At 38.4% G+C, this 25,531-nt stretch carries 13 protein-coding genes; 2 read left to right on the forward strand and 11 right to left on the reverse strand.

Features of this window, described 5'->3' with window-relative positions:
• Window positions 1-194 precede the first annotated feature (194 nt).
• The 5 genes from F994_RS06190 to F994_RS06210 form a co-directional block, all read right to left on the reverse strand.
• Window positions 195-758 (reverse strand): hypothetical protein, encoded by a 564-nt coding sequence (locus tag F994_RS06190; RefSeq protein WP_004649359.1) that lies wholly within the window; start codon window positions 756-758, stop codon window positions 195-197.
• A 200-nt stretch (window positions 759-958) separates the two neighbouring features.
• On the reverse strand, window positions 959-1,516 hold the full coding sequence (locus F994_RS06195) for a hypothetical protein (RefSeq protein WP_004649360.1): 558 nt from the start codon (window positions 1,514-1,516) through the stop codon (window positions 959-961).
• The gene (locus tag F994_RS06200) at window positions 1,513-6,081 is read right to left on the reverse strand and encodes an RHS repeat-associated core domain-containing protein (protein WP_004649362.1); all 4,569 of its coding nucleotides are present in this window, start codon (window positions 6,079-6,081) and stop codon (window positions 1,513-1,515) included. The genes F994_RS06195 and F994_RS06200 overlap by 4 nt, the downstream gene beginning before the upstream one ends.
• Before the next feature lie 224 nt (window positions 6,082-6,305).
• Window positions 6,306-6,923: a lysozyme gene (locus tag F994_RS06205; RefSeq protein WP_004649363.1), complete on the reverse strand. Its 618-nt coding sequence runs from the start codon at window positions 6,921-6,923 to the stop codon at window positions 6,306-6,308.
• 3 nt (window positions 6,924-6,926) lie between these two features.
• Window positions 6,927-7,295, reverse strand: coding sequence for a hypothetical protein (locus F994_RS06210; RefSeq protein WP_004649364.1), 369 nt, complete (start codon window positions 7,293-7,295; stop codon window positions 6,927-6,929).
• Window positions 7,296-8,106: 811 nt separating this feature from the next.
• Here F994_RS06210 and F994_RS06215 point away from each other — a divergent pair.
• Window positions 8,107-8,355: a hypothetical protein gene (locus tag F994_RS06215; protein ID WP_004649365.1), complete on the forward strand. Its 249-nt coding sequence runs from the start codon at window positions 8,107-8,109 to the stop codon at window positions 8,353-8,355.
• A 34-nt stretch (window positions 8,356-8,389) separates the two neighbouring features.
• Here F994_RS06215 and F994_RS17825 read toward each other — a convergent pair whose 3' ends face one another.
• Window positions 8,390-16,450, reverse strand: a complete 8,061-nt coding sequence (locus tag F994_RS17825) for a PLxRFG domain-containing protein (RefSeq protein WP_004649366.1) — start codon at window positions 16,448-16,450, stop codon at window positions 8,390-8,392.
• 152 nt (window positions 16,451-16,602) lie between these two features.
• Here F994_RS17825 and F994_RS06225 point away from each other — a divergent pair, with 152 nt between their 5' ends.
• A complete protein-coding gene (locus F994_RS06225) occupies window positions 16,603-17,145 on the forward strand; it encodes a DUF4124 domain-containing protein (RefSeq protein WP_228128041.1) in 543 nt (180 codons plus the stop codon).
• A 33-nt stretch (window positions 17,146-17,178) separates the two neighbouring features.
• On the opposite strand, the gene F994_RS06230 is transcribed toward F994_RS06225, so the two are convergent.
• The 5 genes from F994_RS06230 to F994_RS06250 all read right to left on the reverse strand — a co-directional run bounded on the left by F994_RS06230 (window position 17,179) and on the right by F994_RS06250 (window position 25,523).
• Window positions 17,179-19,200 carry a hypothetical protein gene (locus F994_RS06230; protein WP_004649369.1) on the reverse strand — a complete coding sequence of 674 codons (2,022 nt, stop codon included), beginning with the start codon at window positions 19,198-19,200 and terminating at the stop codon, window positions 17,179-17,181.
• Between the two features lie 76 nt (window positions 19,201-19,276).
• The gene (locus F994_RS06235) at window positions 19,277-21,187 is read right to left on the reverse strand and encodes a hypothetical protein (protein WP_004649370.1); all 1,911 of its coding nucleotides are present in this window, start codon (window positions 21,185-21,187) and stop codon (window positions 19,277-19,279) included.
• Window positions 21,187-22,344: a hypothetical protein gene (locus tag F994_RS16965; protein ID WP_004649371.1), complete on the reverse strand. Its 1,158-nt coding sequence runs from the start codon at window positions 22,342-22,344 to the stop codon at window positions 21,187-21,189. The genes F994_RS06235 and F994_RS16965 overlap by 1 nt, the downstream gene beginning before the upstream one ends.
• Window positions 22,337-24,934, reverse strand: coding sequence for a hypothetical protein (locus F994_RS06245; RefSeq protein ID WP_004649372.1), 2,598 nt, complete (start codon window positions 24,932-24,934; stop codon window positions 22,337-22,339). Before F994_RS06245 ends, F994_RS16965 begins: the two co-directional genes overlap by 8 nt.
• Window position 24,935: 1 nt before the next feature.
• Window positions 24,936-25,523 carry a hypothetical protein gene (locus F994_RS06250; protein WP_004649373.1) on the reverse strand — a complete coding sequence of 196 codons (588 nt, stop codon included), beginning with the start codon at window positions 25,521-25,523 and terminating at the stop codon, window positions 24,936-24,938.
• Between the last annotated feature and the right edge of the window lie 8 nt (window positions 25,524-25,531).

Here is a 25,531-nt window from a genome sequence, read left to right on the forward strand (position 1 = left end):
GTCATAATCCCTAAAATAATTATAGAACAGGTTAACTTCAGTATCGTAATACTGACCTGCATGTCTTAATGAAATGACTAAATTGACTAGTGACTGCGGTAATACATCCCCAAACTAATCACCCTCCCAACACCATAGCACTTCATTTTGGCTATTACAGTTTATGTGGGTTGGCATTAATTATTTTTTTCAATTTATTTAAAACAATTATCTAAGTGATATTTAATATTTTGATGTATAGATAGTTGTATTACTGTCCAAGGCATATGTTCTTGCAATATACTTTCCAAATGTATTTTGAATTGATGTGCTTCTACTTCATTATCTAATAAACCATACATATTAGTCTGCAAAAGTATATTATCAACATTATCTAATATAGGTGAATACATACCAAATGCAGAAATAATCTCATAACCCAACACTACTAATTCTTTTCCATAATTTTCTTGAATAGGATAAAAAGGAATCGCTTCAATCCAATTCATATAGTCGCTTTCACACAGAACCGAAATAGCTATCGGGAAAAAGTTATAATGATTTGTGTAACATAATGACTGTATAGATCTAGGCTGTACTTCCTCAACTGTATTTCCATTTTTATTAAAAACATCACTCCCATAACCATCAAAAAAATACTCCTTTATTCCATTGCTATATTCCTCATAATCAACAGATTCAATACAATAAGACAATTTCGGTTTGTTTCGTCTAATAATTGTCTGTTTTGATATTAATTTAGTATTAATAAATTTCATTTTTTATCTCAATGAGGATAATTAGGAGGGCATTTTGCTGAAGAATTTAAATTAATCCATGACGGATTTAATGAACCAAAATATTTGAGTATTCAGCCCACCATCTAATCCAATAAGATCACTTTCTACATAACGACCTGTAATCGGGTCATAACCCCAAAACTGATCACCCTACCAACATTATAAAAAATTTAAAGACCTCATTTATCTGTTTTATCTATAATAAAAATATCTTTTGATTCAAAATAATCTTTTACAAAGTTAAGAGAATTAATACTTTTGGAATTAAAAAATATTAAAACTTCACTATCCATATTCTGCGAAAGTTCAGAAAAAATAAAAACAAAATCACTATTCTCTATTAATTCATTTATGCCAAAATCACAATTTTTAGAAACCTCCTTTCCATATTTTCTTTTCATATGATTTATTTTATTTAACTTATTGAATTTCAAAATTTTGTCCATTAAAGTAAAATTTGGATTTATCAAGAAAACTTTATATCCAGAAAAATAACTACCATATTTTTTTTCAAACTCAGTATTTAATATATCTCTAGGAATTAGATAAAACTCCTCTTCCCCCAAATAAATGGCACCTCTTTTCATATCTAGAGATATGTATGATGATATATAATGACTTATATAATAATCTACAGGTTCGTATTTAAAATTTATTTCATAATAATCAATAGTTGAAAAATATTTATGTGAATCTTCATCACAACTACTTAAAGAACTTATTATTCCTGTAATCAAAATAAACCTCTCTTATATATAATTTCTGCTATTGATTTCCCATTCTTGTAGACATGAATATGAGGGCAATCATGGTGACCTCCTGGCATATGAGGGTGTCCATCAGGATGATCAGCTATCTCGACGTTTTGCCATTTACAGCCATATCCTAAATATTTTGCACCGCTATTTATTAATCCAGCATTACATTTATCACGACTAGATTTATTTAATGTACTAAATGGAAGATAATATCTTTCTTTTCTTGATACTTGTGCGATTTTCTGAGCTATTCCAAATGCTTTAACACGAGTTAATTCTCCACAAGGATTTTTATCACATTGTTCATCTTTTGGAACACTCTTTGAACCAGAACCTGTATCAGGCATACTCGAAATTAAACCAATAGCCAAAGCTAAATTGACCGTCTGACTTATTCCAGTAGGAATTACCATAGCTAAACCTTGTGGATCAACTAAAGATAAAGCATTCCCCCCAACATACCCATAAGTATTTAGCCCACCATCTAATCCAATAGGATCACTTTCTACATAACGACCTGTAATCGGGTCATAATCCCTAAAATAATTATAGAATAGGTTAACTTCAGCATCGTAGTACTGACCTGCATGTCTTAATGGCATGACTAAATTGACTGGTGACTGCGGTAATACATCCCCAAACTGATCACCCTCCCAACGCCATAGCACTTCATTTTGGTTATTTGAAATCGCTCTCGGTGTACCTAAATGATCAGTGTGAACTCGCAATATTTCATTTGGATATTGATAGCTTCTTAGCCCAACCAATCGATTTTCTAACCAAATATATTCACGAATCACTTGCCCTTGGGGTGTATATTCACCTAATAATTGACCCGCTTCATCATAAACAAATAATGTTTGTGCTACTGCACCCACATTACTTCCTATCTTCTGAATTCGCTGACCAAAAGCATCATAAGCATTAAAGCTACTGCTTGTACCTATACTGATGCTTTCGCTACGCCCTTGAGCATTATAAGTGTAGCTTCTTGTACCATCGTTAGTAATTTGACCTGTAGGTAAATAGCTATAGGTTTTACTATTCGCTCCCTGAGTAATGCTATTAATTCGATTACTATTACTATCAACTGTATAGTTTTCAGTCGTTGTACTTGTTCCCACAAGTTGCTGACGTAATAAACGATTGCTATTGGCATCATATGTATATTTGTAAGTCTTCTGGGTAAGGTTTTGTTCAATTAAACGACTAAGTACATCATGTTTAAAGTTACTATTGAGTTGTGTATTGCTTGGGTCGGTGATTGCTAGAATTCGGTCTGCAGCATCGTAGCTATAGTTTTTTTCATAGACATTCGGCATTAATATCTTTTGGATACGTCCATCCAAGTCATATTGAAACTGAACCTGATCACCAATTTGACTATATTGCCAAGCTTTAATGCCATTTACTGAATGTTTAAGATTGCTGATAAATGACTGATTATTCTGTTTAATCCCTATCAATAAGCCCTTATTATCATAATCATAGTTAATGATATTGCCACTTGGTAAGCCAACTTGTTTTAGTTTGCCACCTGAAGTGTAGCTATAGTGCACTTTTAACTCAGGAAGAGTGCTTTGCTGTGTGATGAGGTATTTAATGGTTTTTTGACGAACCGATCCTAAATCATTATAGGTAAACTTAGTCTCCGTTCTTTTGTTATTGGCTTGAATAAGTTTGCCTTGATCTAAGCCTGTCTGACCATAATTAAATGTTGTTTGTTCATATTGATCTGAGCCATCAGTAAACTGATCTTCCTGTAATACAACCCTCCCTTGTGTATCGTATTGATAACGATGTTTAAGTTGATTGGCATCGACTTTTTCCAACAACTTGTCATTTTGATATTGGTAATGAGTTGTTCCAGTATCTGGACTATTTAGCTGTATCACCTCCCCAAAAGCATTATATTGATAAGTTGTTGTACCACCTTTAGCATCAATAACCTTTTTAAGTTGATCTAAAGCATCATATTCATATTGGCTACTTTTGTTCAGTGGATCGGTTTCTTTAGTTTGACGACCCAATACATCATAGGCATAGCTATAGTTTTGATTCAGCGCATTTTTATTACTGACTTGCTGATCATAGCTATTATAGCTATAGGTTTGATTTTGCTGAGCATTACCTAATGTATTTTTCAAAAGTCCTAAATTATCATAAACCTGTTGGTTCTTGGCTTCTAACTGTCCAGTTTCCCCATATACTTCAGTTTGGGTAATGTCACCATTACCATTGAGAGTATAGACGGTTCGATTGCCTGACTGATCTTTAATTTCAGTTAAACGATGGGCATCATCATACCCATATTCTATTTCTTCACCATCAGGTAAAGCGATTGAAATCAATAATCCGCGAGGGTCATATTCATACTGAGTAATCGCAGACTGAATTAATGTATTTTCAGAAATTGATATATTTTGTGGATTTTCAACATAAGGGGCTTCTGCACCAAATGATTCATAAACAGTGTTTACAAGAGCCTGCCACCAGTTTAGTCCATTACCATCAGAAACCAGTGTGCTCGAATGAACACTTTGCTTTTGCTGAACAACTCGCCCAGCCTCGTCATAAACAAGTTCAATAACTTGTCCTGTGCTCATTTCAATGTGTTTTGGCTGTCCATCAGCATTATGCTGACTGTAGATCGAAGTAGTTCCATTAACATCAGTAGCGCTTAATAAATTGCCGTTCGTTTCATCATATTGATAAGTGGTTTGCTCTCCATTTGGTGCGGTCTGCTTAGTCATTTGACCAAAGTTGCTGTACTCATAACTCCATGTACGACTTTCTTGAGATGCAGGATCGGTAATGGTTTTAGTTAGTACATTGCCTTGGTTGTCATACGTGTAAACTATTGTTCTAATCAGCTGGGCTTGTGAAACTTCTTCAATTTTTGTTGGTTTGGAGAAGCCTGTATGCCAAGTGGTATTAATTATTCTTTCCTGAGGTGTGCCGACTGCTTCGGTACGAGAGGTTTCTAAATTACGACTGAGGTCATAACTATAAGTCGTGGTTTGTCCTTTCTCTGTTTTTTTGATTAAGTTACCAGCTGAGTCATAGGTATTAAACTGTTGTAAAGCATACCCACGAACAACCATATTCACTTTTGGTATGCCTGATACAGGTGAATGACTATATGATACTTCTGTCCCGTATGGACCTATTACCTTGGTTGAACCGCTCGTATAAATTAACTTAAAACGCTGAGCATTACCCGCATGTTCTGTTAAGACCCCACGGTCTTGAACATCATAGCTATAGTTAGCATAACGTTTACCAGTCTCATCAGTAATTCCTGTAAGCAAGTTTGGGTTACCTGACGGTGCAACCGTGCTATTTTCACTATAATGATAAGTTTTTGTACCATAACCAGGACGTGTAACACTGTTTAAGCGATTTAGCGTGTCATATTGATACGTAACCTGCCTACTGTTTGGTAAAATAATCGAAGAAATTAAACCTTGAGAATTGTAGTTAAATTTAAGTACTCGCCCAAATCGATCAACAATTCGGTTTAATACATTATTTTCATAGCTCAAATCATAGGTTTGACCATTGTTATATTCAACTTTTATAAGCTGACCATATTCATTAAAAGTTTCTTTTTTCTTATCTAAGTAGATGACCTGCCAATGTTTATTGGCTAAAGGTATAATCGTTATTTTTTTATTTTGACCTATGCGCCATACACTTTCTGAAGCATTACGTTCAATATTAAAACTGGTTTCTGTGCCATCTTCCTCAATTAGCACTCCCCACGTATATTTAATATCGGGTTGGGTTTCATTTCTCAAATATTCTAACTGATCAATTTTTTCCCCACTATCTGATTTTGGCATATACATAACCAATCGACTGTTAAAATTATGCGTCCAAATTGGGGATGAATCAGCCCGAGTAGGCAGGCTCTGAAATGTGCGATAAAACTTAAAATCACCAGTTGGTGATTGCCAATCCACCTCTCGTTGATATTTATTCCCTGTAGTGATTGAACATGGATTACCTACACTGGGAGAGCATTGTCGGGGAGTTTTTGTGAATGTACGGCAATAAAAAGGAGGCAAACGATTATAATCTTGATCAGTGCTATTCGTATTTTGTGGACATTCCCAACCTACACCTGCTCTGCTTTTATAAATATTAGTCCCCCATTCACTGATCCAAGTGCTACCATCCGTGCGTTTGTGAACATATGGTCCAGCTGTGTGCAGTCTGATTAGGATTGGTAGGGAATCAAACGGTTTTGCGAGAAAATATAGGGGTTCTTCTTTTGTGACATAAAAAGTACTTACCGATGACAAGTCCCAACTATTAATTTTTTCATTATACTTAAAATCATCTTGTACTGCTTCTGCGAGTGTAGCTCGCTTTTCTGGTGGCGTCATATAGTTTGCAGTATCATACTTCCACGGACCTGTATAATGTGGCGGTATTGGCGATACACAATCCTCTCTGCCTAATGTTTGAGTACAAGTTCCAGCCCAAAGTGCTGTATTTACACTTGCAACAACCCCGAATATAATAAATTTTATTATCATGTTATTCCAAAATTATAGTAAACAATCACGTTTTATATGTTGAAATATACTTAATTTTTTAAAGACTGTATATTTTTTATTATATTCAACTTATTAATTTATATAAAAATTACTACCAATACCCATCTAAAGAACTTTTTACATAAATCCTCACATTCACTTTCTGCTAATTGAGTGAGCTGTGCACCCTGTAATAAGGGTGCACAGCATTAAAATTAGAATGCTTATTTTAAGAACAGTAATTTCTCTTTACTTCGACGATTAACAAGCCCCTTTATTTCTTTGCCATTGTCGTAGATCCAACGATCAAATTGAGATGCAGCACTGGGGAAATTGCTGTTATTAATTAGCGTTAACATTGTGCTTTTAATAAAGGCAGTTTCACCAATGTTATAAATAAAGGATGCCAGTGCATCAAATTGATTCTGACTTACAGCGACCTTTACGTGTTTATCAAGACAGGCATCAACCCATAAGCAATCGTTTTTAAGCCAAATTTCCGCTTGTCCACGTGTGCATACATCACCTTTCTTAACACGCACACCATTAGGATATTTAATTGTTCCATATCCAATGGTCCATACGCCACCCGTATCCAAGTAAGCTTTCAATTCAAGGCTTTCTGCTTCACGAATGAGGGATAAACCCTTTTCCGAAATATCACGCAGACCAGAAACTAAGGCATTTAGTTTAAATCCGATAATGTCTGCGAATACTGGCAGTCCGTGCATTGCAATAACTTTATCGCCAGCAACCACTTGTGCATTTGATAATTTCCCACCAGATAAAGCACGAAGCCAAGAATACGCTTGAGCAACTTGTTGCGATTGATCAATATTCACTTGTCATTCCCCCTTCCCTAGAATGGCAAGGAATGCAGCTTTGATTTCAGCAATAACTTCCGGTAAGGATTTACCTCTCCACATTGCTACAGCTTGGTAAACAATGCCGATCGCTAAAAGTCCAAACACCGCGAACATCAGCATGATGAAGCCCTGATACATGGTTGAAGTCTTCAGCATTTCAAAATGCTCAATGAATGCTGAACCACCGTAAAGACTAACCGTTACACTGGCTGCAAATTTACAAATAACGCTGACAGTTACTTGGATTTTTCCCTTCTTATCAATATCCCCACTTAAGACAAGGGCAAGAATAGCCCCAACAATGGCCGGAATTATTTTAATAATCCAAGGGATCGTATTCTCTTGCATAAGTTGCCCCAATAGCTCTGCGTTATTGGATAGAGTGTTATGGAAAGGTAACTTTTTAGCTAACCTTACAGGGGGTAAAGTCAATTCATAATTGCAATTACATTTCAATAATCATTTATAATTAACCCTAATTATATTTTAATTAGATTAATAAAATGATTATTTGTTTCTTTAATTTATAATAAAAAATCTTATTATCTTAATGAATTATAAATCCATTAATATAATGCATGTTAAGGGTTATATAATCATATTTTAATTAACTAAACAAAAATAATATTTGTTTTATTAACTAAATATTGGATTCAAAATTTAAATTTTTAAAGCTTAGCACTCAAATAAATATAATGTTCATTTGAACACAATGTTCATTTTGTTCATACACTTATGTGTAAATAAAAACGCATTTTCATCCCGATTTATAGCTACATAGACGGCTTGATGCTTAAATGCTCAAAAATATAAATGAATATAAATAGATTTCGCGTTTATACATTTTATTATTTATAATGTTTTATACAATAGAGCATTTACATTGACTTATGCCATGTTTCAAGTTAACTAGAATTTTTAGTAAAAATTAATACTGCTTTGATCTTGCAGTTTATATATTTTTCATGTAGATTAATTTAAAAATTGGCTGAGCAATGGGATCATTAATATGATCAGGTGAAAAATTATTATTATTTTTTATATGTAGAGAAGCACAACATGATTTTAGGATGTGCTAAAGAAATTAAGTCAAGAACCCATCCCCTACCACAGATCAGGGTCTTGAAATGTTAATATTGGAATATCAACTTTGAAAAGTATGAAACAATCAACTGAGCAAGTCAAATCGTACGATGCTGGTGATTTAACCGATGCACATTCTTTAGCAGAGTGTCATCTCAAATGGTCACATTTATTAATTCGTCACATCAAACGAAATGTAGAGCAAAATCAATTATCTGATAATTTAGAGTTGCTTGAGTTCTCTGATTATATAGTGGGTACATTTATTGAAAAACATAAAGCGAAAAGCAAAATGTATGAAGCTGAGTGGTGTGCTCAACTATAGTAGAGAAAGAAGCCACCGTACGGTGGCTTTTTTCTTAATCTGTTTCAGCAAACCGACCATAATCGCCAATATCACTGTACTTCTTGGAAAGATAAACACCATTTTCAGCATCGCGAATACGTTTGGCATTTTGATGATAACTTTGCATTAAGTTTATACGCTTAATCCGTAACTTAGGATTGACTTCATTAAATTCTTGAATATCCTTCCATGCTGAATCCATGCCTTCTTGATCATCATTACGCTTCGCTCTAACCCATTTTGCTGTTAGTTTTGATTTACGTTTTTTTAAGGCTTGTTCCTGTTGATAAACGGCTGATTTACCTTCGTATGCGGTACGCACCTGACTAGGTGAAAAACCGATAGTCTGACTGAATATTCCTGCACCCGATACTGGATTACCATCCAAAATATCCACACCTGTTTTATCCTGTACACCTTCAGTAGCATAGCGATACGATTTAAAAGGATTCTTAGCAAACGTAGGCAACATCTCTTCAAGAGCACGAGCATAATCACCTTGACCAAGTTCTTGTATACCTTTTGCTATATTTGCACCCATGCCAACTGTTGCACCCATATTCCCTAAGATCAACTGTTCATAAAGCTTTTGTCCTTCTAATCCATCAGGTGCTCTAGCCAAAAACATACTATCTAAACCAACTCGACCAGATATATCTGCAGGTGTACCACGTGATAAACCTTTCATCACTAAATTTGAAAACTTTGGACTAGTCATATCAGCTAAACCATTACGTAAAGCTACTTCCGCATCCCACGGATCATCATCACCTCCACCAAACATGGATGCTACAGCCAATAAAGTAGTTACCATTGGTAAACCTAAAACACCTGCTGCCAAAGCATGAGTTGCTAGCATTGCACTGAGAGCCCTTGCGGCTTCTACTCTTTCCTCTTTAGTGTGATTTTTACCAATTAGAGCAATGTAGGACTGTCGTGCAACTGTATAAATCATATTCTGCCCAAACTGCTTAAACAGAAATACAACTTTTGCCACGTTGCCCTGCATAAATCTGGCACGATTCGAAGCTGAATAATCAAAATGCCCATCGTAAGTCATCTTAACTGCTTGTTTATAAGCATCACTATCCGCCATCCCACTTTCTTTAGATAACCGGTACGCAGCAATAAAAGTTACTTCACGGTTAAATCGTTCAGCATGATGAAACATGAGAGATGCCACGCGCATGATAGGTCGTATCTTCCACATAACACCACTGTCTTCACCCTGAGCAATCCCTGCTAAATCATGTGCTTGTGTTACATCAATCACACCTGCAGAAACTGCTTTTTCATATGCCTGCTTTTCGTGTTCTTTTAATACTTTTGCTATGTCTGGATCAATTGAATCACTGAGACTGTTTCTGAGACTATCCAAGTTCGTAAAATCAGGCATCTCAAATCCAACACCTTTAGCATAATCAGCTGATGCCTTTAAAAGTTCTAATCCTGCTTTATCAAAGCCAAACTTCGCCCCCAAAATAGGATACGCAACTAATGGAGTTTGTAGAATATTCACCATTGCCGCCGCTGGTGATAATCCAAGAAAATAGATAAACCCCATACTTGTTAAAAGAGAAGATATAGCATTTCCTTTTGCATTCATTAGGTTTTCATGACGTGCATTCATTTCATCGATGACTGCAGATGCTAAAGGTTGCTTATAGCTAGGATCCTTTTTAATTTGAGCCTTTGAATATTCTTTCATTTCATCCAGTTGCGCCACAAGTTGATCACCATAGCGCAACTTAGCAAGATAACCAGCTCCACTTGACATATTCTGAGCAAATGCACGACGCGCATTTTGGCTGAATCCTGCAGTGCCTTTTCGGTGCATACCATGTTTTGCCCAAGATAAATCAGGCATAGAAGACAAATACAACTGACTTAAAGTATCCTCAAACTCAGCTTGCTTTTTTGCATCGAAGCCAAGATTACCAACTTCATCAAACAAGTCTGACATAAAACCACGCCCTACTTTATCTCGTAAGGCATTATAATCTTGATCACGAATAACAGAATCTATTTTAAATTGAGGATATTTTTGAATTAATTGTTCACGTAAAGCATTGGCTTCATTTTCAGTTTCAGCGCGACTAATACTTTCCACATCTCCATTCTGATTACGTACCACAACTACATATTTACCAAAACGAGCTAACGGAAAATAGACTCCTTTAATTTGACCAAAAGAACCTTCGATATTTTTGAGTAAATCTGCTTTTTTCTGACTACTCAAAGCAGACCTTAAAATTCGCTCTCTAATCGCTTCACGAACTTTGGCATAATGCCCACTATAGGCATTTCGAGCCTTTTTATACATTGCTTGAGCTTCAGGTGATAAATTATTGTAATTTTTAAGCAGTTGCTGATACTTAACTTTATTATCTCCTTGTTGGTATGGTTTAGCTGGGTCAATTTGAGCTAAAGTAGCTTCATGCATAACATTTGCTAAAGCCTCTTCATCATTTAATTTTGACCACTCACGCACAATATTATCTGCTTCAGCTGCAATATCATTTTTATCAGCATCCATCTGATGTACTAAATCATTGTATACAGATAACTGAGGGAGAATTTTTTTATAAATATCCGTGATCTGCATACGGCTCAAAAACATCAAACCATACTTCATTGCATCAGCCATACTAGGTAATTTAAAGTTACCACTGTACAAATTTTTAATATTTTCACTTAGTCGATCGACGACATTATTTGCGGATCGGCTAAAACGTATATCAGCACTTTCACTGTTGAAGGTTCCTGCATTACCTTCAGCCATTTTGACCTGGTTAGGCTCTAACGCAACAATATATTCTTTATTTTCAAATTGATGAACGACTCCCTGATATTTACCAGAACTTGTTGCTTCTACAAATGTATCTCGAGATACATTACCTGTTGTTTTAAATGCATTTCGAATATTCACGAATAAAGGTATTACAAAACCATTTTTACCACGGACATTGGCATATACATCTGCTGTATCAAAGCTATCAGTTAAGTAAATACCATCTCCCAATAAGCCATGACCTTGCTTAAATTCATTAAACTCGGTGGCAGTACCATGATAAACAACCTTAGGCTCCCCATTTTCATCTAATACCTGTGAAGCATTTGCAGCATCATTTTCCCAATCACCAAACCATTTCTTAAATTCTGGTGTGCGGACTTGTAACCATTGTTTTTCTGAAAGATGTGTCTTCGCACCGTTTGGTGCTGTCATCCATTGACTTGTACCATGATATTTTTGACGAATTAAATCCAATGATGATTGGTGTTTAATTTGCCCAATCATGCGCTCTGACAAAGCCAACATATCATCTGGATTTAGATTTAGATTTATCCCAAATTGATCAAATGCCCATGCTTTTACATACGCAACGATATTATGAATCAATTTTTGAAGCGCATTACGTTGAATCACATTGCGTTGTTGCATGGTAGATGAGAGGGTTAATAAATACGGAAGATATTCCAATTTCTGTCGTTCTGTACCCTGCTCACGTTCAGCAAGCAACTTAGCTGCCAATGCAACAGGATTGCCTTGTTCAACCAACTTATCAAACTGCCGCATCAGTTCCTGATATTGTTTTTCATTCATCATGTTTTGGAAGCCACCATGACCACCCAATTCATGTAGGAATGTTGGTACTGCACTTTCTTTGGTTAGATTCGATGCAACAAGTACAGCTTTTCCGTTGTAATAAAACCCTTCAACACCTTCAACTTGATAATCCTGAATAATTTCAAGCTTACCCTGACGTTCAAGTTCACTGATTACATCTTCACCAAACCGTTCTACCAATACATCACGAACCTGTTGAATGGATGAACTTTTTGTACTTTCACTGCGACGGCTGTATAACGGAGTGTCTAAATCATCCTTGCTTGAAATGTTTTGATTCTTATATTTTCCAAAGTAACTTTGATCTACTACAGCTTTACGTGCCTCAGCTATAAACATCATTAAATCAGTATCGTTATAGCGTGATAAAAATTTATCAAAACCACGCTCACGAAACCATTGACGAATAAATCCAATTACTTCTTTTAATTTTTGACGCACAAAGGGTTGTTTACTTTGGTTTTGAGCAACAAAAGCGAACAACTCTCCGACTAAAGCTTGTTGCACATCAGATTCAGCATAAATTTTATCTTTTGCACCTTGAGTATATGGCTGAATATATGAGCTCTCAAATTGCTGTATATTCACGCCATTATTTTTGGCTATTTTACGAATGCCATCAAGCCCACCAAGTGCATTAAAAAGTTGCTGTAATTTGGTCTTATACTCACTGCCGAATATCTGCTGAACACCAAAATGCCCAATGATTTCATGTGCTAATAATTCCTCATACGCATCAAATGTAGTAAGCTGTTTTGGGCTATCTCCATAAACTTGGTCAGCAACTACATAGAGTGTGCCATCATGCCAAACACCGCTTACATTATAATTCTTGGTTTCGCCATTCTCATCTTGGTAGGTAGCATCATTTTGTATTTCCGCAGGAAGTCCATCAAAGCTCGAAACGACTTGAACACTAAAGCCAGACTTCAAGCGATTACGACCAATATTGATACGACCACGAACAGACGTATCTTGTGTAGCGGACATTTTGAGATGTTGAAGAACAGAAAGGACTCTATGAGTAGCACTAACGACCGATAATGGAGTAAATGTTGTATCTAATGGTGAAGCACCTTTACGATCATCATCAGGCTTTAATTTATCACGGCTATAATCATTTACTGTTTTACTACGCTGTTTCAGCTCACCATTCTTGCGTGCCTTCATGTAGGTTTCTAAATCAACACGGTCTTTTAAAAACCGATCTAAAGCACCTGCAGCAACAGCTTTACGTGTACTACGCTTACCGTTCACAACTTCATTTTCACTCCGCTTATGTGCTTTGGATATTTCGTTATTTAAATGTTTCAATGATTCTTGTAATTGTTCATCCGTAGCTAATCCATAAACACTGCTATGCAAATCATCTACGGTCTTTTTCCGTATTTTTTCTGCGCGAATATTTTCAATACTGTCTTTCAAGTTTTTAGATGCGGCAGGTTTAGAGGTATCCGAATTTTTTAACCAATCCTTAAATTGATCTTTGGACATTTCATTAACAGGACCAACTTTCCAACCATTATCGAAGTTAGATTGGTATGCAGCAATGGCTTCTTCTTGACTATCAAAGCCCATCATCACCTTGTGCTCATCAAAACTACCATTACCTTGATTAATTTGATCAACGATATAAACCTTTTCAGATTCAGGGTTTTTACCTACATAAGTATCAATCTGCTCTTGATCTGCACCTGTTGTACGTTTGATATAGCCATAGTGGTCGCTCATGGTATGCGCCCATTCCTTACCGTCCTGATCTGTCCCACGGCGTTCAGATCCGCGTGGATTTTCTACCGCAATATCTAAGCCGTGAACTTTGATGTGACCTTTCTTGTAGTTGCCTGCTTCAATTTGGGCTTGTGTGGGCTCAGGAAGATCATTCTGTGTACTTGTGGCTGATGCATGTGCTGCATTGTCTAAATCAGACTGTTCGCTCTTACCTACCCATTCACCGCTATGTTGATCTTTAACGGCGGTAACTTTTCCAGTAAAGGTTTTTGGATTGTAGTCGATCTTATAATTTGGATTGTTCTTAACCTTGTCATATTCACGGTCAGAAAGTTCATAACTTCCTGAACTTTCGATTTCGTCAGCAATCGCTGTTACACGTGCATTTGTTAGACCATGGGTTTCACGGACACGGTCATTTTCTTCGGTGAAGATTTCAGGATTAGCATCACGCATACGTTGACGTACTGCATTAACTCGCGCAGTAGCTTGTTCCATTCTTTTAAGTTCGCCACTCAGGTTCTCAGCCGTCGCCTTTCTTGGTTGATCTAAACTTACATCGCTTTGCACCGGTTCTGCCAAACCATTTTGCAATTCTGAGATCTGTTTACGCAAACGGACCTTTTTGATCACGCTCTTTTCATTGGCAAGCTGCTGCTCAAGGTCTGAAATTTGTGATTGTTTTTCATTACTCTGGGTAGATTTTGGCTGAATTTCAAAATGCTTTCCGTCCTGAGCTACCTGGTAATCATTGCCTAAATTTTTCTTATCAATGAATGCTTGCGCTTTATTCTGGTTGCCAAACCATTTATTTTTACCGTCGGCACCAAGAATAGGCTCTACAGTTCGACCTTGTGAATCACCTGTAGTTGTTCCGATAGTAGAACTGCCATTTTCTGCTGTTGTAGTTTTGCCTGATAAAACGGAGTTATTCCCGACGGCGTTGAGGTTATTACGATCTGACTGCCCTTGTGTAGCTTGTGAAGGCTTACTAATTCCTGAAACTGAATCTGCGCTATTGATTCCTCCTGACGCATCTTGTCCGCCATTTCCGATAGTGTTTTGAAGGATTGATGAATCTCCTTGTCGCTCAATGTCGTTGCTTGCGCTGTTGTTTGTACTGGATTTAGTAATCCCAGATTCTTTCCGGCCTTGTATACCACTTCCTGAATCAAGTGGTCCGATAGTAGATCCAAATGTGTTGGATTGTTCTGTGCTTGATTCATTGCTTGTGCCAGTGTTTTCTGTTGGTGCATTGAGTAGACCTGCTGCACTGCTTAACGGTGCATTGTTATTAACGTCATCTTGTGCCGTATCAGTGACAGCCGGTGCATTGAGCATCGTTGCTGTTGCGCCACTATCCACCGCCAAAGCTGCTGCGGTAGACATTGGACCATCTTCAGAATTGATCCCTAACTGACGTGACAACGGCGGCGTAGTCGGTGCAATTGGACTATCCGGATTTTCCGGATAGTTGCCCTGCATTGGATTAAATCCAGTACCTTGCCCTAAAATATTATCAGCATCGGTAGAGAATTGATCATATTCATAATTGGTACGGCTTTGCTCTGGCTGACTTGATTGATCAGCACGTGGGATATATTCACCAGTTAAAGCATCACCACCATTCCCACCAGGTAGAGCCGGTAAGTTCGGTGCATTAGAATCAGTTGGGCTTGCACTTTCATTGTTATTACGTTGTGCATTTAGATAATCTTGTGTTGACGTGTACGCATTTATACCGCCCCCCATGGTCATGCCTGCGAGTGTACCCATCACCGCAGCATCATCTAAGTTTTCATACCATGGCTTATCTAAAGCAATATTCTGTAAAGCTTGCTCGGAAAGTGACTGAGGTAATTCTTCTAAAATGCCTTCACTTACCGCACCCATCAGCACACTTTTTGGAATGCTTGAAAATGGAATATCTTTTGCAGCCTGTTCGGTAGCTTCACGTGATATGCCATTCGCCATCATGTTATCTATATCGTCAAAGCCAAGTTTCTGTGCAATACGACCACCCAAGAAACCAAATAAAGTACCAGCAACACCAGTTGCAGCTGCCGCAGCTGTTTGACCACCACTAAGTAATCCATCATCTGTTTGTTGACGAATGCTTTCAGCCTGTGAACCTGCCATCACAGCACCCTCGCCTAAAGCTCCGGCTGCTGCTGCTCCGATCTTGCCTTTTGATGCGATATTAATACCACGACCAACTAAACCACCAGCCGCCATAGGTGCGAGTGATTCACCAATCGCATTCGAAATCATTGTAGGATTACTTAAAGCAATTTTGGTTTTATCGACTACGCCTTCTGCATCAGCAAACTCTTGTGATTGGACTTTTGCCACATCAGTTTTTTTATCTTTCCAGTAGCTACTACCAGAACCCGGTGTATAAATGCCTGATTCCTCAATTGCTTTACCGGCACGACCACCGGTGTATAGATCACCTAGACCAATCGCAATATCAGGAAGGGATGCGGCACCAGCTGCAAGGGATGTCCCAAAGTCTTTTATATGACCACCCAGGCCTTTATTCACGGCCTTCGCTGTACTTGGATCAAAATTAAAACCTTCAACTTCTGCAACCATTGATTTATTTTGTACTGGTTTAGCGGTGCTCGGATCAAACTTAAATTTATCTTGCTCAGAAGCTTTTGTAGTTTTCGATTCATGGAAGAAAGGATTATTTATATCTTGGGGATCAGGCATAACACACTCCTACGGTATGCCTGAATAATGACAGTCCAGATTTAAGTTAGTCGAACCCTACAGAGCTATTGTACTCATTGCCATTTCAGTTTCTAATTAAACGATAAAAATTAAGGGTTAACATGATGTTAAAACAAGTTGTTTTAGTTGGAATGTCGCTTGGATTTTGCTTAACACAGGTGCATGCCAAAAATTATTATAAATGGGTAGACAGCAAAGGAAATGTGACATATTCCAGCAAACAACCGCCTGCAGGTACAAAACAACAAAAGATTGAAACTCTTCGATCACTCGGATCTACACCAGCGACTTCAACTCAACGGAAAGAATTTAAATCCAATGCCTCGATTCCAACTCAACACTACAACCCTTATCAAGGCAATAACAGAACAACATACTCACCGCCACGTCAGCCTGAACGAAGTGCGGAACAACAGCGATTAATCAATGAAGCAAGCCAACCAATTTCGGGCTCAAGAGGTTTAACAGCAAGCCAACGTAACGCAATTGCTGGACTTTCAAACACAAACAATAATGTTAGTAATTCTGCACCAACTTCATCTATTACAAACTGTGATAGTGCTGGATGTTGGGGAACTGATGGTACCCGATACAATAAGGGTGGAGGAGATACCTATTTTCCTTCTACTGGCGGATCATGCCAGAATATTGGCGGGCAAATGCAGTGTAATTGATAAAGATAAAGCCACCATTACGGTGGCTTTGTTCTATTTCGGGATTGGCTTAAATTGCCCTGTCTTCGGATCAAGATATGCGCTGTTACCATTAGCATCTGTATAAACCTGATACCCTTTAAATTTCTCTGAATTAGCTCCTACTGTTGCTTGTCGAGAAGGGTTGCCATCAATATTCTGTAACTGCCCTGTTTTGGTATCGAAAATTTGTTGTGGACGGTTAATCATTACGCCCTCTTCTTTGTTGTACTCTTGACCACCGCCTACAGTCATGTAACGATCTTTACCACTTTCACCCTTGGCGCCAGTGAAGCGATTGATCTTCTCTTGAATAGTTGCACGTTGCTCGTCTGTTTCAGCCTTGTCGTACATTTCATAGAGTTTTTCGACACGTTGAGAATTACGAATACCAAAACCTTCTTTGGTTTCATTCAATTTTGCTTCACGGTTTTTTAAACCAAACTCAGCATTAAACTTGGCTGCATCCTGTTCCAAGCCCATGCCATAACGTGAATTCTGTCCATTCTCACCCAATACTGCACGATCATTAGAACCTTGTTCACGCATCATGGTTTGTGCAATCGATGCAGCATTATTGGTTGAGTTGTTTAGCTGACTGGTCGCGTTATTGGCATCAGTGTTATACATCGTAGTTGCACGATTATCCTCACCAGTTTGCATCTCCATAAGCTGCGAACGTTGGCTAGAAGTCATGCCACGTGCGCCTTTAATCGGTGCCTGAATTTGACTCAGAACATTATTGCGTTCAGCTTCTTGCATGTCGTTACGTGCAGGTCGATCAGGATATGTAATGCCTTGCCCTTGCTGACCATTCAATTGATTTAATGCTTGATTGATTTGCTGATCAGTTGGACCAAATTCACGTGTATTTTGCATTAAATTTGCCACACCGCGTGGGTCATTCGCTGGACGAATACCTCCAGCAAAGCCACTGCTTTGTAATTCTGGTACACCTGCTGCACGTGCCTGATTTGCCGCATTCGGATTAGCGTAACTAAAACTGCTCCCTTTTTGCTGAATTGCATAAGGATCTGCATTTTGTTGTGGCGCGGTTTGTGTTGGTTGTCCAGTTGGGGGCGTTCCATATAGTTCGCTATTGATTGTGTCATTAAAACTTGGTTGTTTGGCCTGTACTGGCACTGGTGCTGTCGGTTTACTCACTGGTTGTGCCGACTTAGAAACATTATGTGCAGCAAAGCGTGCTTGTTGTTCTACTAATCCTTGTTCTGCTGCCGCTCGTTGTTTATCGGGAAAACGATTTCCCAATATTCCAAAACTCGCAGCATTACCTACGTCAGATAAAACGCCTGCGGCACGAATACCTGTTTCAGCCAACACCCCACGTTCTGCGTTGGGATCAAGACCCATACGTTCAGCATAATCTTCTGTAGAAGTATTAAAACCTGTTATTGCACCACCAGCCATTGAGCCTATACCATGAAACTTACCTAAACCTTTGGCCATGTTTTTAACACCACCCATAAAGCCACCACCTTGCGCTGGTGCTGTATTCGCAGAATTTGCAGCTGGTGTTGATGGTGCTTGATATGTTTGGGGTAATGGGCGATTAACATCACGTGTAATACCGCTTACATCACGCATTGTCGGGCCACTCATTTGCTTTTGTGCAGTTGCCTTGCGAATATCATCAGCCGATGGATAAGGACTGACCACACCACCATTGGCAAAAAACAATTCTGGTTCTTTCTTCCCTGACTTAATACCAAGTTGCGGTTGATTAACCGGTGTGTGCGTTTGATCTTTCATCCGATCCAAGGTTTCAACACCCACCGAGTGAACTTGATCAGGCGTGAGTTGGTATTCACCGTTACTGAGATTAACTTTGGGGGAACTATCCATTTTATCTAAGTTTTCCTCCCCGATTTTTTTGGTTGAATCCGCAGGCATAATATAGCTACCACTTTTGACATTTTTTTTAATATCGTCAGAAGTGCCCGTACCTTTCCCTTTAATCATGCCACCTTTGCCGGTGTCAGCCTGTTTAGGCTTGCCCTTTTGCTGAATTCCGAACATAAAAAAAACCCTACGTTTTTAAATTTTATCCATTATGGAAAACTTAAAAAATTAGGGCGAACCTTAGAGGTTGAAATCAATAATTGTAGTTGTGACTTGTACTTGTAGATTCACTTTCACTGTTTGAATAAGATGTATTTGCAGAGCCACTACCACTAATGCTGGCTGAAATATGAGCCGCAGACATAGCACCTGCCGCCAGCTGTGCTGAATACTGACCAAGAGCTTTCGCAGACTCCAATGCAATTTGTGCTTCTTGAATCGCATGCTGAATATTTGCTTCATATTGTTTAATTTGCATTTCTGCAAAAGCAATATTTCCACGTGTATTCATGTCTGCATAACGTGATTGCATTTCTGAATGAGATATATCAACACTTGCACCAGCTTTCCATGCCTCTACTTGTGCACCAAAAGCCGTCGTATTCATTTGAACTTCATTTAAGCTTGCTTGTAGCCCTGCCTTGTAACCATCTACATCAGCAGTATATTTTGAAATCCAAGTTTTCGCGGCTTCCATCTTCAATTGAATTGCTTTGCTTTTAACATCTGCTTTGGATTGAATGGCCTGAACTGTTGATGCATATGCTCGACTTTGTGCTTCAAACATACCAACTTTAGACGTTTCGCCACGTACTTGTGCTTCATATGCGTCTACCTTGACCTTTTCAGCACTAATCTGTTCACTATATGCCTGTACTTCGGTACGGTACGCATCAAATTGATTTTTAATAACATCAGCACGTGCAGATGCACCTTGTACCAACGCTTTATATAATTCTACATTTGATAATACCGCTTCTGTCTTAGCCTTATAGACTTGTACATACTGTTCATTGATCTGTCCAATAGCGACTTGTGCGTCCACCGCAGCTTTATAAGCAGAAAGTTTTGCTAATGCACCATCTAACTTGGTTTTGTATACAGATGAAAGTGTTTCAAATGCGCTATTTTGAGCATTAAACAAAGCCACTTGCGCATTAAATACACTGATCTGACTTTCCGCATTAAACTTAGCAGTTTCAAATAAGCGATTAACAACATTAGAAAATAAATTACTGGTGAGCTGCTCCAAGACAATGCCTTGTTCAACCATAAAGCGTATGTTTTCTATCTCCAACTTACTTGCTTCAATCAGAATATCACGGTTCAACTCACTTGCTTTAAGTTGTCCTTGCTCACGAATTGCTGCAACTTGTTTAACCAACATTCCTGGTGGCATTGAAAAATTACGTGCTGACCAATCGCCTATAGCTTCTTGAACTGCTCGTTCAACTTCACGCCCCTCACGACGACGTGCACGATTAAATAAGGCATCTTCAATAGCAGGTGGAAAACCAGTACCACCCTCACTCATCCATAGTTTTACTTTAGCCTGAAGACTGGGCAGTAATTCAGATTCATACTCTGGTTCTTTCCAATCAATAAAAACATTAGGTACTGTAATTGAATCTAAAGATGGTGGCTTGTCGTTAAAGTCTGGCAATTCAGGAAATGTAAATGCTGGAATATCTAATTGAATCAATTCCTGTAATTCAGGTAAATCAAGTACTGGTGCTTCCGGTAATTGAATATCTGTATCAATTTGTGGCTTTAATGGTACATCAATATGCTGAATGCCTGGTGTTTCTGGTAACTGAATAGCAGGTATTTCAGGTGCAACTGGTATATCTAAATCGCTTAAATCTAATTCAGATAATAACGAATCTATATTTTTAAATTCAGGTGTATTCGGTACGGTTAAATTAACCGCATTAAACGTAGGTTGTGCTGCAAAGTTTAAATTTGGTACGGGTGTTTGTGGAATATTCAATGGCTGTAGTGCGGCCACTGGTTTGACTTCAATATTCTTAATATCAGTTAATGATTGAGTTAATTCAGTTTGGTATTTCTTGGTTACGCTATCTAGTTTCGCCATCTGATCCATAACAGTCGTAATAGCTGCATCCATTACGCCATCAGGTGCAACTTTAGAATCAATACCCATTAGGTTCTCCTAGCTGTTTTCGTATGCTCAATAGACAAAGCATTTATTTGTGCAGAGGTGGCATTTAGCGCAACTTCAAACGAAAAATGGCGACCACGTAAGCCACGACCAAAAATGATTCGACCATTGGTTAAATAATCAGATTGCTCTTTGGGTAATAGATATTGATAAGTTGCAGACAGTCCACTTTGAGTAGTAGTGACCGCAATGTGCATAGCCTTTTCTGTACCAGACATTTGATATTCAAGATATGCAGCAGTCGGATGAACAAGAGCTTCACCAAAATCTAATTTACCAGTTTGAATTTTTGCTGAAATAGACTCACCTTCAATACCGGATAAGTAAACTCCATCCTTATTCCATGTATACAACTCCCCATTAATCACGCTGACACCTTCAAATGAGAACGGTGCATAACGACTCATTGCCCATGTATCAGTATTGGCTGTCCAAGCTTGACCATGTAATTGTTCTGAAAACACATGATCCGTGACTAAAGCTATTTCAACCACCATGCCATGTGCATGTAATGCACCATAAACACCATCTTTTACTTGTCCCGATTCAATGACAAAGTTCTGTGTTGCTAGTGCTGATAAATCATAGTCCTTAACAGTTGCCACTTCACTGACCAGTGAAAATGCTTTTAATTGGGAATACAGCGAATCATTTATAGCTACTGTTTCAGTAATCAATGAGATTTGGTAGGCAAAAGCAGTATCAGATAGACGAGCCTTTTCCTGAACGGTATAAGCAACAAGACGTTTACTTAAATCAAGATCAGATGCATGCGCAGACTCATAAACCATAGAACCAATCAGACTTCGATCAGTATCAATTGCTGTAGCTTGCTCTATGATTAAGTCATGAAATCCTGCAAAAACCTTATCTTTTGCTTTGGCCACTTCAACTGTCAAGTCAGTACCATGTTTAATACTAAATGCTTGGTCTTGTATTTGAGCCGACTCAGTCACGCTAAAACCACGATAGCCAAATACACTATCTGTGGCTACAGCATGCTCAGTTGTTAAAACCCCAAGAATAAAAATTATGGTTGCGGTGGCTTTTGCAACTTCATTGGTAAGAACGAGGGTATTGGCCCACACTTTGTCCGAAGCAATGGCTGTTTCAATTGTGTCATCCCAGTAATTACTCATTAATTACTCCAATAAAGTGATAACAAGATTTATGATCAGCTAGTGAGGTGTAACCACCTCTCCACCGCATGTTATTTACTGCTTCCCCTATGTTCCCATATTCCGCCCTACCCATAAAAACTCTACAGGCATCTCTATAGAAAATTGAACCGATTGGATTTGGTGACGAAATGAAATAACCATCAGAAACACCTTCTTTCTTTACATCAACGGTTTGTTCCATAAACATGGTTTTAATTACTCGATCATCCGTGTTAGCAGCTAACGAGCGTGTGAAACTATATTCCTTAACTTTTGGTGGTCCACCTCCACCTTGTGCGCGCCAAACCATCCGATCTGGATGCACTAACCATGTATAGTCAGCAGGTAGGCTTGGAATCCAAGGTCCTTGGTCAGCAAAGTCTGAACACATGGACGGTGCATAATTTTCAATTTCTACCCAAACAGGATTCCCTGCAACTGGTACTGGTTGACCTTTTTGCACTGCCAAACCACCGATAAACGCGAAAAGGTTATCGTGGGTCCAATATCTGTAAGAGTAAGGATATTTAGCCGCAAGTAATCCATAAGATTCTGAATATGACTTACTAACATGAGTTTCTTTAGTCGCATGTAGAACACATGCACGTTGAAACATAGGGATACAAACACCTAAATATAAGTTAGTACCACTGGTACTATCTGTTTTTATAAGATGCGTGTAGTAACGGTTTCTCCACAGCGTACCAGGTCGCCAAAAAATACTATCTTGTGCAAAAAATGGCTTGCTGTCATAGCCCTGATCACGCCCTTCAATTGTTGTTTTTGTTACTGACTGGCTTACTTCATCACGCTCATCAATATCACTGGTATAGAAATGCCCAAATATACTGGTAAAGCCTTCAGTTTCATTTTTGTACCAATGCCCCACCATCATACATTCTTCATAGTCTGTATCGATTTCCTTAGAATAAGTGAGTGATTCATCAATAAAATATTTAACAACCTTAATGTCATCACCATCATAATAGGCGAACATAATGGTATCGCAGGCCACACGCCAACCTGTTTCGATAGGTGAAAAGTTAAAAGAAAGACAGCCCCCTTGTGCATAGTTAGGGAATTTGATTTGTGGTTGATTTTCAAATTTTGCTGGATGAAATAAATATCCACTATACACTTGGGTAACACTTCCAGTGTGTTGTGCAGCTTTAACCGTATAGCCATCCCAGTAATTCACTTCATTCTCAAAATGGATATTGATGCCAGCTTGCTGGACACGTTTTAAGATGATCTCGTTTCCAACTTTTCTGAGTTTGTAAAGGATTGCATTAGAACGATGACTACCATCTTTTAACTTGGCCATCAGTTGTTGAAGATATTCAATCAACCTTCTGGCTTCTGAATCACCTAGTTCTTGACTATTAATTGAAACGCGCTTTAACCCGTAATGATCTTCTTGACCAACCAATGACAGTGACATTTTATATGTCATCCCAAAAGCCAGACCTGTGGTGTAATCATAGTTGTAGCAAGTATTGTAAGCATTACCACCACGTGTATTAAAAGACCAACCACATGCTTCGTAATAGGCAATATGATTATAAAAATCAGAAGTATCGCAAACCTGAACAATGACACCAGCACGTACCCAAGACATAAACTCTGATTTATCTTCGGGGAAACCCTCACCCGATGGCATAGCGCCAAAGTGATTTAGAATTTCAAGGATTTCATCATCTTTTAATTCTTCTTCCACATACTGTTTAAAGTGTTCACTTAGAGTTGCAGGAATAATTGGCAATGGCATTGCCCATACTTTTTTATCGGACCCGATTTGAACCAGCCAAGGCTTACCGAAAGTATCGAAACTCACCGCATGCGTTTTACTAAATTTATAGTCATATTGAAACTTGCCATCTAACGGCGGGATACCGGTATAACCTGGTAGTCTTACACCGTTAATTTCATCTTCGATCAGTTCATACACAGAAACAGGAAGTTGGAATATTGCACGTTCTAGTGGGGTATTGGGCAGATAGTCAAAATCTTGACGACCATAACCACCAACAACTTGCATGAGTTTTGCCATAGAGCCACTATACCATCCGGCATTCTGAGCAACGTATTGTGTCCATATTTGGTCGCTTTCATACTCTGGCTTAAATTCAGAAAAGTTCTCACCATATGGAATAACAAACCTTTGTAGTTCTATCTCTTTGGTCACGTTCTCTACATCTGGTAGTTGCTTTAATCTAGCAATACAAGACTGAGTAAGTTTTAGTTTCACACCCTGAGATGAATTAACCCTTGCTCTGGTAATAATTCCACTGAAAAACATTGGAATATAAGCCTTGGCCATACCATCTATGGTGAAAGAAAATTGAGGATTGGTTTGAGTCTTATGCGCAATAACCTTTAATACATTACCCATGTCTTGAATGACGCAGTAACCACCATTCGGTAGGTCGTAAGTATCTCGCAAACTTTCAAGGCGGCTTGCTTCTTTAAAATTAGAAAAGCGAACAACTGTTGAATGAATAAATGCTTTATCGTATTCAGTCAGTTCTCCGCCTTCTACCGCCAACCCATAAGGGCGTGGAGTATGCACCTTATGATGTTAATGCAAAGCGATAACCCACATCGTAAGTATCACCATCTTGGAAAGTTCGTGCTGCTGGGTACTTGGTTGCTGATACCAATACACCAGTGGTGCCGCCACGTGCTGAATTGGTCAATAATGCAGTACCAGTAACATTTAACTGTGAAGCAGTAGCAATCGTTAAACGTGCCACATTAGCCATATTGTCAATAAAGGTATCAACTGTTGCATTGGTTGAAATGAATTGCGCACGTGTTGGTAAGGTGTAACCTTCTGACAATGACACGATTTCACTGGCTACCGTGGCAAAATTTGCAGCAGTCCAATTATCTGCTGGAGCTGCTGCACCACTAAACAAAGCTAAATAAAAACCTACTGGTTTTGCCTTACTGCCAATATAAGTATTGATCGCATCGATACGACCTTCCTTGGTGATCAGGTTGGGGGTACGTTGCCATTCACCACCGTTGATACGATCAAAATATTCACCCGATGCCATAACACCATGACGAGGGAAATAAATTCCTTCTTCCGTCTCATCATAAACTTGGTTATCCAAATCACGTGATAGAGCTGATTTTAAGCGTTTTTTATCCATGGTTATGC

The sequence above is a fragment of the Acinetobacter bohemicus ANC 3994 genome, assembly GCF_000367925.1.
In the GTDB taxonomy this organism is placed as follows: Bacteria; Pseudomonadota; Gammaproteobacteria; order Pseudomonadales; family Moraxellaceae; genus Acinetobacter; species Acinetobacter bohemicus.